This window comes from Sulfitobacter sp. HI0027 (assembly GCF_001634775.1).
Classification (GTDB): Bacteria; Pseudomonadota; Alphaproteobacteria; order Rhodobacterales; family Rhodobacteraceae; genus Sulfitobacter.
The window spans coordinates 1-15,701 of record NZ_LWER01000448.1; the positions used below are offsets into that span (position 1 = coordinate 1).

15 protein-coding genes are annotated in these 15,701 nt (G+C 62.4%); 2 read left to right on the top strand and 13 right to left on the bottom strand.

Features of this window, described 5'->3' with window-relative positions; genetic code table 11:
• Positions 1 to 239 (bottom strand): DUF4158 domain-containing protein (locus tag A3722_RS23695; RefSeq protein WP_150120574.1); only part of this gene is annotated, 239 nt, incomplete at its 3' end.
• Positions 240 to 373: 134 nt separating this feature from the next.
• On the opposite strand from A3722_RS23695, the gene A3722_RS21325 reads away from it, so the two are divergent.
• On the top strand, positions 374 to 934 hold the full coding sequence (locus A3722_RS21325) for a recombinase family protein (protein WP_037955014.1): 561 nt from the start codon (positions 374 to 376) through the stop codon (positions 932 to 934).
• A 51-nt stretch (positions 935 to 985) separates the two neighbouring features.
• On the opposite strand, the gene A3722_RS21330 is transcribed toward A3722_RS21325, so the two are convergent.
• The 12 genes from A3722_RS21330 to A3722_RS21385 all read right to left on the bottom strand — a co-directional run bounded on the left by A3722_RS21330 (position 986) and on the right by A3722_RS21385 (position 14,336).
• Positions 986 to 1,858 (bottom strand): ABC transporter permease, encoded by an 873-nt coding sequence (locus A3722_RS21330; RefSeq protein WP_067625837.1) that lies wholly within the window; start codon positions 1,856 to 1,858, stop codon positions 986 to 988.
• Position 1,859: 1 nt separating this feature from the next.
• Entirely contained in the window at positions 1,860 to 2,777 is a 918-nt protein-coding gene (gene oppB, locus A3722_RS21335) for an oligopeptide ABC transporter permease OppB (RefSeq protein ID WP_067625840.1), read from the bottom strand.
• Positions 2,778 to 2,869: 92 nt separating this feature from the next.
• Entirely contained in the window at positions 2,870 to 4,486 is a 1,617-nt protein-coding gene (locus tag A3722_RS21340; RefSeq protein WP_067625843.1) for a peptide ABC transporter substrate-binding protein, read from the bottom strand.
• 202 nt (positions 4,487 to 4,688) lie between these two features.
• A complete protein-coding gene (locus tag A3722_RS21345; protein WP_067916437.1) occupies positions 4,689 to 5,720 on the bottom strand; it encodes a trans-3-hydroxy-L-proline dehydratase in 1,032 nt (343 codons plus the stop codon).
• Positions 5,713 to 7,410: a cis-3-hydroxy-L-proline dehydratase gene (gene lhpI, locus A3722_RS21350; protein WP_067628402.1), complete on the bottom strand. Its 1,698-nt coding sequence runs from the start codon at positions 7,408 to 7,410 to the stop codon at positions 5,713 to 5,715. The genes A3722_RS21345 and lhpI overlap by 8 nt, the downstream gene beginning before the upstream one ends.
• Before the next feature lie 16 nt (positions 7,411 to 7,426).
• Positions 7,427 to 8,428 carry a 4-hydroxyproline epimerase gene (locus A3722_RS21355; protein ID WP_067916445.1) on the bottom strand — a complete coding sequence of 334 codons (1,002 nt, stop codon included), beginning with the start codon at positions 8,426 to 8,428 and terminating at the stop codon, positions 7,427 to 7,429.
• Positions 8,429 to 8,436: 8 nt separating this feature from the next.
• Positions 8,437 to 9,660: an NAD(P)/FAD-dependent oxidoreductase gene (locus tag A3722_RS21360; protein ID WP_067624968.1), complete on the bottom strand. Its 1,224-nt coding sequence runs from the start codon at positions 9,658 to 9,660 to the stop codon at positions 8,437 to 8,439.
• Entirely contained in the window at positions 9,660 to 10,382 is a 723-nt protein-coding gene (locus A3722_RS21365; protein WP_067624965.1) for an amino acid ABC transporter ATP-binding protein, read from the bottom strand. The genes A3722_RS21360 and A3722_RS21365 overlap by 1 nt, the downstream gene beginning before the upstream one ends.
• A complete protein-coding gene (locus A3722_RS21370; protein ID WP_067624962.1) occupies positions 10,375 to 11,028 on the bottom strand; it encodes an amino acid ABC transporter permease in 654 nt (217 codons plus the stop codon). The genes A3722_RS21365 and A3722_RS21370 overlap by 8 nt, the downstream gene beginning before the upstream one ends.
• A gap of 13 nt (positions 11,029 to 11,041) precedes the next feature.
• The gene (locus A3722_RS21375; protein WP_067624959.1) at positions 11,042 to 11,707 is read right to left on the bottom strand and encodes an amino acid ABC transporter permease; all 666 of its coding nucleotides are present in this window, start codon (positions 11,705 to 11,707) and stop codon (positions 11,042 to 11,044) included.
• Between the two features lie 60 nt (positions 11,708 to 11,767).
• A complete protein-coding gene (locus tag A3722_RS21380) occupies positions 11,768 to 12,574 on the bottom strand; it encodes an ABC transporter substrate-binding protein (protein WP_067624957.1) in 807 nt (268 codons plus the stop codon).
• A 244-nt stretch (positions 12,575 to 12,818) separates the two neighbouring features.
• Complete coding sequence (locus A3722_RS21385) at positions 12,819 to 14,336, bottom strand: aldehyde dehydrogenase (NADP(+)) (RefSeq protein ID WP_067624954.1); 1,518 nt, start codon at positions 14,334 to 14,336, stop codon at positions 12,819 to 12,821.
• 105 nt (positions 14,337 to 14,441) lie between these two features.
• Here A3722_RS21385 and A3722_RS21390 point away from each other — a divergent pair, with 105 nt between their 5' ends.
• On the top strand, positions 14,442 to 15,470 hold the full coding sequence (locus A3722_RS21390; protein ID WP_067916450.1) for an Ldh family oxidoreductase: 1,029 nt from the start codon (positions 14,442 to 14,444) through the stop codon (positions 15,468 to 15,470).
• Positions 15,471 to 15,701: the final 231 nt, after the last annotated feature.

Sequence of the window (15,701 nt, forward strand, 5' to 3'; positions counted from 1 at the left end):
GCAAGAAAGGCCAGCATCACGTCGTTGGCCTGTTCTCCAACATTACGAACCCGCCCGGGATGGCGTAGATAAGCCAATGATACGGCATAGCCCAGACGCGCAGCAGCTGTTCGCTTTCTGGCGACAACCTCGATCTCATCCGGGGTGAGCGTGCAATACATCGCGACTTCTCGATCCTTCGAGGGTGGTGCCATCAGCCGAGACCAAAAACTTGCCGTCAATATTTGTCGCCGTGCCATAAAATACCCTCTTTTGTCCCAAGTCCGTGAAACGCTCGTTAGGCGGAACGACCCGTTCCGTCCGCCAATATGGCTTGACAACGGGAAGTCGGACAAGTTGATTTATGGACAGGAAAACGGACAAGGCTATCTTCATGGCTCTGATTGGATATGCGCGGATCTCGACCACTGAGCAAAAGCTGGAACCGCAGGTGGATGCGCTCAAAGCTGCGGGCTGCGAAACTGTGTTTGAAGATGTCATCTCCGGCGCCAAAGCCGAACGCCCTGGCCTGAATAATGCCCTGGCCTTTCTGCGCAAGGGCGACACGCTTTTGGTCTGGAAACTCGACCGTCTGGGCCGCTCCATGAAGCACCTGGTGGAAACAGTGACAGACCTCGGCGACCGCGGTGTTGGCTTCAAATCCCTGACCGAAGGCGTGGACACAACAACTACCGGCGGCACTTTGGTGTTCCATCTGTTCGGTGCGCTTGCCGAGTTTGAGCGTGACCTCATTGTCGAGCGCACGCAGGCCGGATTGAAGGCTGCTGCAACGCGCGGCAGAAAAGGAGGGCGCAAGCCTGTCGTCACGCTCAAGAAGCTGGAGCAAGCCAAAGCCCATATCAGCGATGGATTGACCGTCCGAGAGGCCGCAGCGCGCCTCAAAATCAGCAAAACAAGCCTCTACAATGCCCTCAGAGGTCAGAAACCCGACTGAAACCGCGAATGTTCCCGTAAAGTTCGCACGAGCCGGACGATAACGTCACTTTTATGCAGTGACCCCAAAGAGCGTGAGACAGAAGAACAGCAGCGGGAAACCCAACTGCCAAGTGGTGCCATAGGCGATGGTGCCCGCCCCTTCGGAGATCAGCGCCCCGAGGGAGGTCAGCGGTTCCTGAATGCCAAGCCCGAGGAACGAAATGAAGCTTTCCGTCAGGATCATCAGCGGGACCAGCAGCGTGGCGTAAACCGCGATCACGCCCAAGAGGTTGGGTACGATATGGCGCAGGATGATGACCGGGGCCGAGACGCCGGTGGCGCGGGCGGCCTCGACAAACTCGCGGCCCTTGATGGTCAGCGTCTGGCCGCGCACGATGCGGGCCATCTCCATCCAAGAGATCAGTCCGACGCCTGCAAAAAGGATGGTGATCGAGCGGCCATACATGACCAACAGAAGGATCAGCACGAACATGTAAGGCACGGCCATGAAGATATCGACAAGCCGCATCATGATGCTGTCGGTGCGCCCGCCGAAGTAGCCCGCCACCGCGCCGTAAAGCGTGCCGACCACACAGGCAATCAACGCGCCGACAAGGCCCACCGCGAGGCTGACCTGCGTGCCTTGCACGGTGCGGGCGAACAAATCGCGCCCCAGATCGTCGGTGCCAAAGTAATGGCCGCTTTCAATCGACGGCCCACCCAATTCGACGATCTGGCCCATGACGTTGTAGTCCAATTCCTCGTTCGACCACTGCGCAAAGCTGTTGCCAAAAACCGCAAAGGCCACGACGAAGCCGAGGATCACCAGCCCCATCAGCGCCGCCTTGTTGCGAAAGAACCGCCGCCGCGCATCGGCCCAAGGCGAGCGGCCCTTGCCTGCGATCTCACTGGCCTCGACCCGTTGTTCGGATGTCATCACCATGTCAGTACCGGATCTTGGGGTCGATCCACCCGTAGAGGATATCGACCACGAGGTTAAAGAAGATGGTCAGCGCGCCCACGAGGATCGTCACCCCCATCATCACCGCGTAGTCGCGGTTCAGCGCAGAATCGACGAAAGCCTTGCCGATGCCGCCGGTGGAGAAGTAGATATCGACCACCACAGAGCCTGTGATCATGGCCACGAAAGCGGGCCCCAGATAGGAAATCACCGGCAACATCGCGGGTTTCAGCGCATGGCGCAGGATCACACGGCGTTCGGGCAGCCCCTTGGCGCGCGCGGTGCGGATGTGGTTCGAGGTCAGCACCTCAAGCATCGACGAGCGGGTGATCCGCGCAATCGAGGCCATGAAGGATGTCGACAGCGCGATCACCGGCATGATCCAATACTCCGGCCCTTGCCACCCGCCCCCGGGCAACCAACCAAGCCAGAGCGTAAAGACCAGCACCAAGATCGGCGCCATGACGAAATTCGGCAGCACCTGCGCCCCGATGGAGACCCCAACCGCGACATAATCGAGCAGCGAGTTGTGCCGCACCGCTGCGGCCACGCCAAGGCCAACGCCGACGATCACTGCGACAGCAAAGGACAACAGCCCATAGGTCAGTGTGATCGGGAAACCTTGGGCGATGATCTCATTCACCGAACGGTCTTTGTAAACAAAGCTCGGCCCGAAATCGAACTCGGTCACGATGCCCCAGACATAGCTACCGATCTGCTTCCACAGCGGATCATCCAGCCCGTATTTCGCGTTTAGGTTGGCCAGCACCTGCGGCGGCAATTCCCGCTCGGATGTGAACGGCCCGCCGGGCGCAGAATGCATCAGCAGGAAGGAAATCACGATCAACACCAAAAGTGTAGGGATCGCAATCGCAAGGCGCTTGAGAATGTAACTGAGCAAGAGGCGCGCGCTCCGAATACGGGGTTTGTGGGGTGTAGAATAGAATCGGGCAGCCCGTGCCTTAACCGCCGGGCTGCCCGAATGTCGAGAGGTTACTCCGCGGTACGATAGAGGTCTTTGCCGTACCACGTGTTGTTGACGTTATTCTCGGGCAGACCTTCGATGTCTTCCGCGATCATGTCGACGTTGGCGTAGTGGTAGATCGGGATGATCGGCATTTCCTCGGCCAAGATACGCTCCGCGTCTTTGTAAAGCGGCTGCGGATCTTCGGCGGTTTTGCTGTCCTTCATGAGCTTGTCATAGGCCTCATTGTAGAACTCGCCGTTGTTGTGGCCCGAGTAGGAGGTCAGCAGATCAAGGTAGGTCGAGGCCTCGTTGTAGTCGCCGCACCAAGCGTAACGCGCCATGTCGTAGTCTTGGTTCTGCATCCGGTCGGTGTGCACTTTCCACTCGTAGTTATCCAGCGTCAGGTTCACGCCGATCTGTTTGAGCATCTGCGAGGCCGCGATGGCGATCTTTTTGTGATCTTCCGATGTGTTGTACTGCAGCGTCAGGTCCAGCGGGTTGTCGGGGCCATATCCCGCCTCGGCCAACAGTTCTTTGGCCTTTTCCACGCGCTGCGCCTGATCCATATTGTCGGCCCAATCCAACTCGGGAGGCTCGAAATCGGCGATCGCCCAGTGGGTCCAGTTGTACGACGGCTTCTGACCGCCTTGCAGGATACGCTCGACAATGATGTCGCGGTCGATGGCATAGGCCAAGGCTTTGCGTACATTGACGTTTTTCAGCGCCTCGGGGCCCTTTTCCCCTACGTTCAGCATGTAGATATAGGAGCAGTTATAGGGGGTTGAGACCGCCTGTTCGGGGTACTCTTTCTTCAGACGAGGGTATTGACCGGCGGGGATATCCACGCGGTCCAACTCACCCGCCAGATAGCGGGTCAGCGCTTGGTTCACGTCATTGATCGTGAGCGCGGTGATCTTCTCCATAACCACGTTGTCGGCGTCCCAATAGGTGTCGTTCTTTTCCATCACGACACGTTCGCCCAACTGATGCTCGACCAGTTTATAAGCGCCGTTGCCGATGAGCGTGCCCGCATCGGTCCAATCGTCGCCATGCTCTTCCACCACGCTTTGCAGCACGGGGAAGGTCGACCCATGCACCAGCATCTGCGGGAAATAGGGCAGCGGCGTGGTGATCTTGACCTCAAGCGTGTGGTCGTCGACGGCTTGGATGCCCAATTCCTCGGGCGACTTGTCCCCGGCGATGATCTCAGGCGCGTTTTCGACCTGCATCAACTCCATATACCATGCGTATTCCGACGCGGTCGCCGGGTCCGCCAAACGGCGCCAAGAATAGACGAAATCATTGGCCGTGACCGGCTCGCAATTGGACCATTTGGCGTCTTTGCGCAGGTTGAAGGTGTAGGTCTTGCCGTCTTCGGAGACTTCGTGGTCAAGCGCCACACCGGGGACCAGTTCGCCATTGCCGTCTTCGTTATAAAGCCCTTCAAAGAGGTTGCGCAGCACGTCCGAACCTTCGACATCGGTGTTGATCTGCGGGTCCATCGACTTGATCGCGTCAAGCAGCCAGAAGGTATAGCTTTGATCTTCGGCAAGGTTCACACCCTCGGGGACATCGGCGGCTTGGGCCTGAAACGCAAGGCCGAGCGCCAATGCGGAGGATGCAAGTGTGGTGCGTAGCTTCATGGTGACTCTCCGTTGATTGAAAGTTCGTGTTCTGATTGAAAAGTAATCAATCGAAAACGAAGAGCGCATGCAAGACGTTGCCTCGCGTCAGCCAAGGACCGCGGCTTCGCGCCGAGGCGGCGCGGCGGTAGCGCGGCGCATATCCACCCCGCGCCCCGACCCCGCTCTGGCCAGGGGATCGGGGGTCGAAAGGGATGGGCGCCTAACCGCGTGCCCCCCAAGTGTCGGACAGTCGGTAGCCGCCGGGCCACGGGTCATCGGGGTCTAGCATGTGCTGGTGGATGCCTGTGACCCAGCCCCGCCCAGAGAGTTCGGGAAGGATCGCCGGATGATCGCCCACGCGCGTCTCGCCCAAGATCCGCCCGGTAAAGGTCGAGCCGATCAGCGACACAGTCGTCAGGCTGTCCTCCAGCCCCATTTCCCCCCGCGCGTGCAGCAGGGCCATCCGCGCGCAGAGCGCCGTGCCCGTGGGGGAGCGATCGACCTTGCCCGGCTGGATTGCCACCGCCGCCCCGGCGCGCAGACCGGTCGCGTCGCGGGTGACTGGCCCGGCAAAAAGGCAAAATGAGAAATGCTGCCAATCGGGGTTCTCGGGGTGCTCAAACCGGATCGCGGCATTCGCGGCATTGGTGATCCGCACGCCAAGGCGGGCGATGTCATGGGCCTCATGCGCCTCCAGTGAAAACCCCATCGCGGCGGCGTTGACGACCACGAAACTGTCGCCGCCATAGGCGGTATCGACGGTGAGCCTGCCCAGCCCTTCAACCTCAAGCGGAATATCCATGCGGGCGGCGAAGCTCGGCAGGTTCTGCACGAATATACGCTCCGCCTTGCCATTGCGGCATTCGGCGCGGACCTTCACCAGCCCGCCCGGCGCTTCGAGCGTTAGCTCCGTCACAGGCTCGGTCATCGGCAGGATCCCCCCGTCCAGCAGGACGGTCGACACGCAGATCGAGTTGGAGCCAGACATCGGCGGCGTGTCCTCTGGCTCCATGATGATAAAGGCCGCATCGGCGCGTGGGTCTTTCGGCGGGACGAGCAGGTTCACATGGCGAAACACCCCGCCACGCGGCTCGTTCAGCACAAAGTTGCGCAGCGTCTGGTCCCGCGCGATCCAACGGCTTTGCTCCCAGAGCGTGTCGCCGGGGGGCGGGGTGACACCGCCGACGATCACATCGCCGACCTCGCCCTCCGCATGGGCGGAAATGACGTGAATGGTCTTGCTGCTACGCATCGTTTGTTTCCTCTTCGGCCAGCCATTTCGGCAAAGCCTCTCCGGCCTGCCCGGTCACGGCGGCCTCCACGCAATCGGCGATACTGCCAAAGCGCACCGCACGGCCCGAAAGCCCCGGAGCGTAATGGGCGTATTTGCCCGAGTTGGTCATCAACACCTTGGCCGAGGGCGGGAAGACCGGCTCGGAAATCGAGCACCAGCAGATGTCGGGCACGACCTGCACCCCTGCTGCTTCGAGCCGCGCCACGGTGCCGTCGTCACGCGCCGCCGTGAGCGTGTCATGCCCAAGGGTAACGATAACCGCCGTGTCTGGGTGACGTTTTCGCCCGGCCAGAGCCGCATCCAAAGCTCGGCATTCCGCGAGCGAGAAATGCGGGCTGCCGAAGGCCACGAGATCGACCTGCGCAGGCCCCGCGTTGAATTGCCGCCAGACACGGCGCAGGTCTTGGGGCGTGATGCGCAGCGTATCGGCCTTAGCCACGGGGGGCAGATCGGCTTCGGGCGTGACGCCAGCCACATGCAGCATCGGCGCGGCGGAGGTGGTGCCAAAGGCGGCGCAGAGCGCTTTGAGGTCATCCTCGTTCGGCGCAGCGGTTTCCAGCCCGCGCAGCAGCGGGATCCGGTCCGGTGCCGCCTGCCCCGCCAGCCAGCCGAGCATCGGCCAGATCGCCTCGTCATATTGCGCGGGCAATGTCACATCGATCACCCGGCGTGGGGCGCGGTGTTCATCCAGATATACCCCCGAAAGCGGCGCGCGTGCGGTCAGCGCGATGCACAGGTCGAGGAAATCGGGATGTTTCACCGTCCGCGCGCCAAGCACGCTATTGGCATAGATCACCGCGTTGGATTCCGACCACGCGATGAACTCGCCACGCTCGGGCGGGGCGGGCAGTTGGTAGGGCGCGCAGGTAAAACTGGGCCGCGCGCCCATGGTAACATAGGCGTCGGCCAGACGGCTGGCGGGCAGGCCGAAATCTGGCGGCACGCCTTGGGCGCGCCAATTGCCGTGATCGACCGAGATCGCGTTCATCGTGGTCGGCACGCGCACCTGTGATCCCATATCGGCCATGGTCTGCGCAAAAAGCAGGTTGGCGGGGCTGGCGTAGATGCAGCCGTCGATATGCACGCGCGTCACGTCGACCAGCCGCTCGGCCCCCTGCCCGCGCGCCATGGTGCAGGTGATCTCCATCGCCAGTTGCACGGCCGGGCCGTGGGCTCCGTCCAGCATTGCTTGATCCTCAGCGGTGAGATGCAGATCGCGGGCGGGCTTGTCCGACAGGGGCAGAACCCACTCATCCGTGCTCAGCATCTCCGGCGTAATCCGCGCGCTGCGCGCTTTGGCGAGCAGGTCGTAGTCCTTTGCGCCGAGGCGCAGTACCGCGAGCGGCTTGTCGAACATTTTGCCCGCGATCAGCGCCCCCAAGGTCAGGATGTCTTCGGCCTCGCGAAACACGAGGGCAGCAGGGGCATGGCCATTCAGCGCCAGTTCCAACAGCACGCCACTGCCGGTGCAAGACCCCCGGCTGGTGGGCATCAACACGATCTTCCCCGCCAGCGACTGACCGCACAGCGGGTGATGCGCGTCGATGACCTTGCCGCTGGCCGGATCGACGCCACCCCAGAAACTCAGCCCCTCGGAGGATGCGAGCACCGCGCCTTTGGCCTCGGCGGGAATGATAACTTGCGCCATGGGGAGCCTTTCCAAGTCAGGTGACGACAAAGCCATGCGCGAAGGGATCACGCTCGTCGATAAAGATGGTGTTAAAGCCGGTGACCCGCGCCCAACCTGCGATAGAGGGGATGATCGCGGGCTTTCCCGCCACCTCCGCCGCCGCTTCGACGCGGCCCTTGAACATCGACCCGATGATGGATTCATGCACGAAGTCGTCGCCCACCTTCAGCTTCCCCTTGGCCGCGAGTTGCGCCATCCGGGCAGAGGTGCCGGTGCCGCAGGGGGAGCGGTCGATCGCCTTGTCGCCGTAGAAGACCGCGTTGCGGGCGTGGGCCTCGGGCGCTTGGGCGGCACCGGTCCAGAGGATGTGGCTCAACCCGTTAATCGCCGGGTGTTCGGGGTGGATGAATTCGTATTTCGCATTGAGTGCCGCGCGGAGTTTGGGGCTGAGACCGACCAGCTCGGAAACCGAAAAATCCGCCATGTCGCGAAAATTCTTCTGCGGCTCGACGATGGCATAGAAGTTCCCGCCATAGGCCACATCGACCACCACTTCGCCCAATCCGTCGACCTCAGCCGTCAGCCCTTCGGAATGGAGGAAGGCGGGCACATTGGTCAGCCGTACTTCTTCGACGAAACGCCCCTCTTGGCGGTAGGTCACATCGACCCGCCCGGCGGGGGTCTCAAGGCGCAACTGTCCGGGGGTGGCGGGCGTGACCAACCCGTTTTCCAGCGCGATGGTGACGGTGCCGATGGTGCCATGGCCGCACATCGGCAGGCAGCCCGAGGTCTCGATAAACAGCACGGCGATGTCGCAGTCGTCGCGCGCTGGCGGGTAAAGGATCGCGCCTGACATCTGGTCATGGCCGCGCGGCTCGAACATCAGGCCGGTGCGGATCCAGTCATATTCAGCCAGAAAATGCGCGCGCTTTTCCAGCATGTTCGCGCCCTTAAGCAGTGGCGCGCCGCCGGTGACGAGCCGTACCGGATTGCCGCAGGTATGGCCGTCGATACAAGGAAATGTGTGTTGCGTCATGTCAGCCTCTAAAAGCGCGCAGGAGAGAATGGGGTCAGGTCGATGCTGGGGTCTTGGCCGGTCAACAGGTTCGCGATGATGGCGGCGGTGCCCGCGGATTGCGTGAGGCCGAGATGGCCGTGGCCGAAGGCGCAGAAGACATCCGGGCGGTTTGGCAATGCCCCGATGGCAGGCAGGCTGTCGGGGAGCGAGGGGCGGAAACCCATCCACTGCGTGCCGCCCGAGGTATCGAGCCCCGGCAGGAAGCGCTTGGCCTTTTTCAGCATCGCATCGGCGCGGGCAAAGTTCGGCGGCAGGTCTAGCCCGCCCAGTTCCACCGCCCCGCCGACGCGCAGGCCGTCGCCGACTTTGCTGATGACAAAGCCATGGCCGCCGAAGGTGATCTGTCGTTTTAGATCAAACGCGCCTGCAGGCAGTGTCGTGTTATAACCGCGCTCGGTTTCCAGCGGATTTTTTACGCCAGCGGTGCGGGCCAAGTGATGCGAATGCGCCCCTGCGGCCAGCACCACGCGGCCCGGTATGAAGCCATCTGAGGTCTCGACCCCGCCCGCGACGAGACGTTCGGCGCGGGTGATCGTGATCTCACCGCCCCCTGCGCGAAAACGCTCGGCCATCGCCAACACATAGTCGCGCGGGTCCGAGATCGACTGCCATTCAGGCGTGAAGGTCGCATAGGTGAAGCTGGGCGCAAGACCGGGCTGATAGGCCGCGATCTCATCGCCCTTGAGATGGTTGAAGGCGATCCCCGCCTCTTCGCGGGCCTGCCAGCCGGGGAGCGAGGCGCGAAACTCGGCCTCGCTTTCATAGACCTGCAACTGGCCGTCATGGCGCAGCATATGGGCCAGGCCGCTCAACTCCAGATGCGGGTCGAGCGCGGCCTGCGAGAGCTTCATCAGCGCCGTCTGCGCCACGGTCGAAGCCCGCACCTGCGCGGGCCAGCTTGCCTTCCAGAAACGCCACATCCACGGCGCTATCTTTGCGGCATAGCGCGGTGGCACGGACAGCGGCCCCAGCGGATCCAGCAGCCATTTTGGGGCCTGTCGGATCATCCGGGGTGAGGCGAGCGGCAGTATCTCGGTAAAGGCAAAGGCGCCCGCATTGCCCGCCGACGCGCCCGCCGCTGGACCCTCACGGTCAATCACCCGCACGGGCAGCCCGCGCGCCTGAAGCGCCAGCGCGGTGGTCAGGCCCACCACGCCCGCGCCGACAACCGTCACCGGGGATTGGCTCATTACCGGACGCTCGACAGGAATTGACGGGTCTCTTCTTGCTGCGGATCACCAAAGATCTGATCCGGCGCGCCGATCTCGGCCATGACGCCCTTGTGAAAGAACGCCACACGGTCCGACACATCGCGTGCGAAACTCATCTCATGGGTGACACAGATCATCGTCATCCCCTCATCTGCCAGCAATTTGAGCGTGTCCAGCACCTCGCCCACCAATTGCGGATCGAGCGCCGAGGTCACCTCGTCAAAGAGAATGTAATCGGGCGACATGGCCAATGCACGCGCAATCGCCATCCGCTGTTGCTGCCCGCCCGACAGGCGGCTGGGGTAGACGCCCAACTTGTCCGCCAGACCGACGTGCGAAAGCTGCTGCACCGCGATCTCTTCGGCTTCCTTGCGGCCCATGCCCTTCACTTTGCGCGGGGCAAGCGTGACGTTTTCCAGCACCGTCAGATGCGGGAAGGCGTTGAACTGCTGGAACACGATGCCGATTTTGCGGCGCAGCTTGTTCAGGTCGGTGTCGCGGGCGTGGACCTCGGTGCCGTCGACCACGATGCGGCCATTGTCGATCGGCTCCAACCCGTTGATGCAGGTCAGCAACGTCGATTTGCCCGAACCAGAGCCGCCGATCACCGACACGACCTCGCCCTTTTGCACGGTCAGGTCGATGCCCTTGAGCACCTGAAGTGCGCCAAAGGATTTATGGACGTTTTCAATCTCAATCATTTTCTTGCCACCTTTTTTCCAAGCGGCTGCCAAGCCGGGCAATGGGGAAACTGAGCGCGAAATAGATCGCACCCGTCACGAGCAGGATGAACATCGGCTCTTGCAGGCGTGTCACCAGAATCTGTGAGGCGCGCAGCAATTCGATGATGCCTAGCCACATCACCAGCGCGCTGTCTTTCATCACGCCAAGCGTGAGGCCGATCCAACTGGGCAGGCCCACCCGCAGCGCCATGGGAAAGACGATCTGCGTGAGATCCTGCCCCCATGTCATGCCGAGCGAGCGCGCCGCACGGCGGGTGACCGAAGGCACCGCCTCAATCGCGCCGCGCACGATCTCGGTGCAATAGGCCGACGTGTAGAGGCCCAGCACGATGCAGGAGGTCACGAAGGGCGAAATCCCCCAGCCCGCGATGGCCTGAAAGGCGTTGGCAAGGATCAACTGGATCAGCAGCGGGACCGAGCGGAAGATATCCAGCACGAAGGTCAATGGAAGGGCCGCCCAAGGGCTGATCTGGCTGCGCAGCACCCCGAAGAAGAGCCCCAGCAGCGTGCCGCCCACCACCGCAAATGCGGTGACCGATAGCGTCACGCCTGCGCCTTTGAGCATGAACAACAGGTCGTTGAAGGTCAGAGCCGTATCAAACATCTATTCTCTTCCTTCAGTAGCGAAACAGGCGGGCGGCCAGAAGCCGTGCACCGAGCATCACGGCTTTGGCGATCACGTAGTAGATCACTGCCGCCAGTGCGAAGAATTCAAAGGTCCGGAAGCTGCGCGCGTTGAGGTCTTGCGTCACCCCGGCGAGATCCGAATTCAGCCCCACCGTGACCCCCAGTGAGGTCATCAGGATCGCCCAGATCATCTGGTTTGTGGTTGGCAGAAACGAGATGCGGAACATCTGCGGCACGATGATCAGGCGAAACGCTTTTGCTTGCCCCATGCCCAGTGACCGACCGGCGCGCAGCTGCGTGTCCGGAATGGCCCGCATCGCGCCGCGGAACGTCTCGCACAGGTAGCCTGCATTGTTAAACGCGATCCCGGCCAGCAATGCGGCATAGGGGCTGAGGTAAATCCCGAAAGACCCAAGCCCGAAATGCGCCATGTAAATTTGGAAAAGCGCGGGTGTGTTACGTGCCACTTCGACCCATGCGGTCGCAGGAGCACGCAGCCAGCGCGACTTGGCATCGCGGCCTACGGCCAGCAGCACGGCGATCGTTACGCCGATGAGCATCGACAGGATCGATATTTGCAGCGTAACCAGCGCGCCTTCCAGCATTTCTGGGAAAGCGCGAAAGGCCTGTCGCCATTGAAAGGTGTAGTTGCCCATCATTTGCTCCGATCAGCGGTTATCGGCAGTGGGGGCCGCAAGCTGCGGCCCCCGCATCCATCAACGATAGGCTTTAGCGATGGTCAGGTCGGGCGCGTCGCCGCCGACCCATTTGTCAAAGAGTTCCTGGTAGCGGCCCGAACGGACCTGCTGGTTCACGAAGAGGTCGAGATAGTTCAGCAGGCCGTATTCCTGACGCAGGCCGATCAGACCGACATAGTCCACGTCAAAGGGCGCATCGCCCGCGATGGTCAGACCTTCGAATTTGCCGCCGTTAACGATGGAGGAGGCCACGGTGGAGGTCACGACCGTCGCATCAATCTGGCCTTGGGACAGCGACAGGAACACATCGGCTTGGCTCTGATAGGAGCGGAAGCTGCCCTCGTCCCATGCGTCGACCTGCTCTTCCAGCGCGATGGCCTCAAACGTGCCCGCGACGGAGCCGACGGTTTTGCCCTTGAGGCTTTCAAAGCTGTCGACGCCTGCGTCTTCGCGCGTCAGCACAACGTTGGTAAAGGCGAAGTAGGGGACGGAAAAACCGACTGTCTTCGCCCGCTCCAGCGTGTCGGAGGTAGAGGCGACACCCACATCCGCGCGGCCAGAAACAAGCGCGGGGATACGGTCAGGGAAAGGCGTCTCAACAATCTCGGCCTCGACACCAAGTGCTGCGGCCAGATCGTTGCAGTAATCCACGTCGAAGCCGACGGGCGTGTTGCTGTCATCGCGCGAGCCCATGGGCGGGAAGTCCAGCACCACGGCGCAGCGCAGCGTGCCCGAAGAAATGATGTCGTCCAGTTTGTCGGCCTGAGCGGCGGTGCCGATCACGGTCGCAGCCACGAGGCTCCCGGCGAGTTGCGTGAATTTCATAGATATCTCCCTCTTGGGTTGGTCGCCCCCGACTCTCTCTGGGCGGGGTACGGGGTGGTATGAAGGAACTATGTCCTCATTAAAAATACAATATGTATTTTTAACTTTTATCGGTGTGTCGACATATTTTTGAACTATTGAGACGCTATCGTCGTTGTTTGGGGATGGGATAGAGCCGCAGCCGCTCCCTTTTCAGGCTGAAATGAGAAAGCCGGACGCGCGGCCCGGCTTTCTCGGTCTGGTGTCACTTCGCCGCGTCTTCGGGCAGAAGCGCCTCCGGCAGGTTCTGATAGGAAACAGGCCGCAGGAAACGCCGGATCGACAGGGTACCTACGCTGGTCGCGCCAAAGTTGGTGCTGGCCGGATATGGCCCGCCGTGCACCATAGAATCCACCACTTCGACCCCTGTCGGGAAACCGTTGGCCAACAGGCGACCCGCCTTGCGTTCCAGCACCGGCATGAGGTCTCGTGCGGCGTCGACATCCGCGTCGTTCATATGTAGGGTGATGGTCAGCTGCCCATCCAGCTCAACCGCCAGTGCGCGCATCTCTTCCAGCGAAGCAACCCGCACCACCAGCCCCAGCGGGCCAAAGACCTCTTCATGCAGCGCCGGGTTCGCTTTGAACTCTGCGCCCGTGGTCTCGAACAGGGCCGGGGCGGCGTTGCGGCCAGTGCTGTCGGCCACATGTACTTGGCGCAGGCTTGGCGCGGATTTGAACTTGTCCCGACCTGCGCAATAGGCATCCGCAATACCGTCTGTCAGCATGACCTGCGGGGCCACGTCTTGCAGTGCGGTGGCGGCACTTTTCACGAAGGCGTCTGCCCCTGCCCCGTCGATCACCACGGCAATGCCCGGATTGGTGCAGAACTGGCCTGCGCCCATGGTCAGGGACGCGGCCCAGCCTTTGCCCAGTTCCTCGGCCCGTGCCTCCATCGCGGCGGGGAGCATGAACATCGGGTTGACCGAGCCCAATTCGCCAAAGAAGGGGATCGGCTCGGGCCGCGCGGCGCAGAGATCGAACAGCGCCCGGCCCCCGGCGAGAGAGCCGGTGAAACCCACGGCCTTGATCCGCGGATGCTGCACCACGGCCTGACCAACCGCGCGGCTGCCGCCTTGGATCAGCGAAAACACCCCGCGCGGTATGCCGCAGCTTTCAACCGCCGCATGGATCGCTTCTGCAACAATCTCCCCCGTGCCGGGATGGGCGGAGTGGCCTTTGACCACGACCGGACAGCCTGCCGCCAGCGCCGCCGCCGTGTCACCACCCGCAACCGAGAATGCCAGCGGAAAGTTCGACGCGCCAAAGACGGCGACAGGGCCGATCGGGCGTTGCACCATGGTGATCGCCGGGCGCGGGGCGGGCTGACGCTCTGGCATCGCCCCATCAAACCGGCGGTCGAGATACTCACCCTTTTCGATATGCGCGGCAAAGAGGCGCAGCTGGCCAACGGTCCGGCCCCGCTCTCCTTCCAGACGCGCTGTGGGCAGGCCGCTTTCTTGGCTGCCGATCTCGGTGATCTGGGCACCGCGGGCGTCGATCTCATCGGCGATGGCGTTCAGAAACTTGGCGCGGGTGGCCCGGCTGGAATAGCCGAAGTCCCAAAACGCCGCTTCGGCAGCTTCGCAGGCTTGGTCGACCAAATCCACCGTCCCGACCGAGAAGTCATGCACAGGCCCATGGGCAGGGCTAGAGCTAAAGCGGTCGTCGGTGGCGATCCATTCGCCAGCGATCAGGTGTTTGCCATGGGGGGTAAAGGCCATCGTCTATCCTTTCATGCGGGCCGCGGCCCGGTGTCAGCTTGCGTCTCTGCGCAACTGAATACATGATGTATGCATGATTGCAACCCAAGCCCTGCGAGGATCCAGATGACCGATACGACCCTGTCCCACGACGCCCTAAACGGAATTGTCATGCAGATTTTCCAAGGCGCGGGCCTGTCGCCGCAGAATGCCGCCGCCCTCGCGCGGGTGATCGTTGCGGGCGAAGGCGATGCCTGCAAATCCCATGGCATCTACCGGATCGAAGGCTGCCTGCGCACGATCAAGGCGGGCAAAGTGGTGCCTGATGCGGTGCCGCAGGTGCACCAAGATGACAGCGCCATTGTGCGCGTAAATGCGGGCGGCGGCTTTTCCAACGCTGCATTCGACGCGGGCGCGCCGGTGCTGGCAGAGCGTTGCCGCACGACCGGGATCGCCGCCATGGTGATCAACGATTGCACCCATTTCGCCGCCCTCTGGCCCGAGATTGAGACGTTGACCGATATGGGCCTCGCCGCCATGGCGATGTGCCCCAGCTATGCCAGCGTGGCCCCGTCGGGCGGCACCGACCCCTTGATGGGGACCAACCCTTTCGCCTTTGGCTGGCCACGGGCAGAGGGCAACCCTTACGTCTTCGACTTCGCCACCAGCGTCGCCGCGCGAGGAGAGATCGAACTTCACCGCCGCGCGGGCACGCCCCTGCCCGAAGGCTGGGCCGTCGCGCCCGACGGCGCGCCCACAACCGATCCCGAAGCCGCCCTTGCCGGGGCCATGCTGCCCTTTGGCGGACATAAGGGATCCGCCATTTCCACCATGATCGAACTTCTCGCCGGGGTGATGATCGGCGACCTGACCAGCCCAGAGGCGCGCGACGCCTTGGGCTCTCTCACCCTCGCGCCGGCGCATGGTGAGTTGATCATCGCCTTCGACCCGGCAAAGTTTGCCGCTGGCCGCCCCGGCGATCCCTTTGCGCGGGCGGAAACGCTCTTTGCCGCGATCATGGGCCAAGGGGCGCGGCTGCCCTCGCAGCGCCGGTTCAAGGCCCGCGCGGAAACCCGCGCAAAGGGGATTCCCCTGACGGAGGCGGAAAGGCAAAGCCTAGAGCGCCTGTTGGCCAACGGGCTCGACGCAGTTTGACCCCCTCCCGCGCTCCGGCCCCGCCTGAGGTTGGAGCGTTGAGAGCCGTGGCATGCCCCAAAGCCTCATCCGACCGCGCCGCTTCACAGGATCGAATGTCACAAAAAAGCGGCGATGCTACGGTAATCTGGGCAAAATTTTGTGCAGACCCAGTCAAACAAAGCCCGGATAGGCGACTTTCCGCGCTGCTCTGCAGCATTCCGCTGAAAGTTACTGAATCAAGTTTCCAGC